This window comes from Mycobacterium talmoniae (assembly GCF_001854525.1).
Lineage (GTDB): Bacteria > Actinomycetota > Actinomycetes > Mycobacteriales > Mycobacteriaceae > Mycobacterium > Mycobacterium talmoniae.
The window spans coordinates 1-1,604 of sequence record NZ_MLQM01000328.1; the positions used below are offsets into that span (position 1 = coordinate 1).

Here is a 1,604-nt window from a genome sequence, read left to right on the forward strand (position 1 = left end):
CTGCTGGAGCGCACCGCGAACTGGGTGACCCGGGCGTTCGGCGTCGACCCGGACACGCAGAACTCGCTGGTGCCGTCACTGGCCCGCTACGACATCCACCCCCGGCCCGCCGAGCTGCTGGACCGGGCCCGGCTGTACGTGGCGCGTCCCGGCGAGGCGTTCTCCGAGTTCTGCAAGGTGTCGCTGCGCGATTTCATCGCCGGCGCCGGTGCCGCGGAATCCGAGCTGGCGGCGCGGCGCCGCGACATCGTCACCAAGTTCAACGAGGCGCTGTCGTTGGCCCGGCCGCTGGCCAGTGTCAACGACCAGTCGCTACAGGTGGTGCATCCGGGCCAGCAACTGGAGTACCGGTACAAATTCTCCGACGTGCCGTTTTTGGGTCAACCGGTCGCCGACGCGCTGGCCGAGGTGTTGCGCGCCAACCCCCGCATCGATCAGGCCACCAAGGACAACTTCTCCCGGTCGTTGTCCGACGAGGACTCCGTCACCCGCGTCGACATTTTCGGGTCGTACCCGAACTATTCGCCGTTGGCGTTCGACTCGGTGCTCAAACCCGCCGCCCAGCAGTGGACGTCGACCGCCGGCCCCGGCCGCACCGCGTTCTGGCGGCTGCGGCGTACCCGGCCGCTGCAGGCGTCGCTGCCGATGGGCGACGCCGAGCGCCGCGCGATGACCGCCGGCTGGTTCCTGGGCCAGGTGACCGGGCGCATCCAGATCCCCGCGTCGCCGTACAGCGAGCCGGTGCGGATCTACGACGGCGACAACCAGCAGTGGCTGGACTTCCCGAACCCGCTGCTGACCCCGCCGTCGCAGTTCACCGCGTCCTACGACTGGTTGCCGGCGGTGCTGGAGGCCATCCTGCTGGCGATCGCGCAGTCGCAGGAGCCGCCGGTGATGCGTTCGCTGCGGCCCTACCGGGTGCTGCGGGAGCTCTACGACGCGAACTCGCAGGACCCGGCCAGCGGGATCGTGCAACTGTCCGCGGCCGGCCGGCTGGTCGAGTTTCTGCGCGGCGGCACCGGGCAACTGGTGTCCCGGGTGCCCGAGGTCGCCGCGGCGACCACCCCCGCCGAGCGGGCCGAGGCGACGGTCCGCTGGTTGACCACGGTGCGCGACCTGGCCGCCCAGTATCTGCCGGCCGGCAGTCCCGGCGCGGCCGAAAACGGGCACTACACCACGATCGCGACCCGCGCCAAGGCCGGCAAGACACCGATCTTCCGTGACCTCGCCCCCGACGTGTACTGGGCCACCGGGCAGCTCATCGCGCTGGTCCGCGAGGCCGAGGAGCAGATCAAACAGCCCGCGGCGCAGCAGGGTTCGATGGTGGGCGACCTGCCCGCCGCGGGTTCGGAAGAGATCGTGATCCCGGAAGGGGGGACGTTCTGACGATGACCGAGCGCCCCGGTCCCGCCGCGCTGACCGTCGTCTTGGCCCCCCGCGGGGAGGCCGACGACATCGGCGCGCTGCTCATTGACTACGCCGCGGTCGGGCTGGTCGCCCCGTTCGTGTGGGTCGACGCCGCCGACGTCGGGAAGACCTCGGTGCCGGCGACCCTGGTCGCCGACGGGCGCGCGTCGGCGGTGGTGCTGCAGCAGGTGCTGACC

Annotated in this window: 1 protein-coding gene and 1 pseudogene; both read left to right on the plus strand. The window is 71.4% G+C overall.

The genetic code is table 11. From position 1 onward, the window contains the following. A pseudogene (locus tag BKN37_RS27090) lies at positions 1 to 1,386 on the plus strand (tubulin-like doman-containing protein); the annotation flags it as partial. A 2-nt stretch (positions 1,387 to 1,388) separates the two neighbouring features. Beyond that, the coding region (locus tag BKN37_RS29450) for a hypothetical protein (RefSeq protein ID WP_165618418.1) at positions 1,389 to 1,604 on the plus strand (216 nt) is incomplete at its 3' end.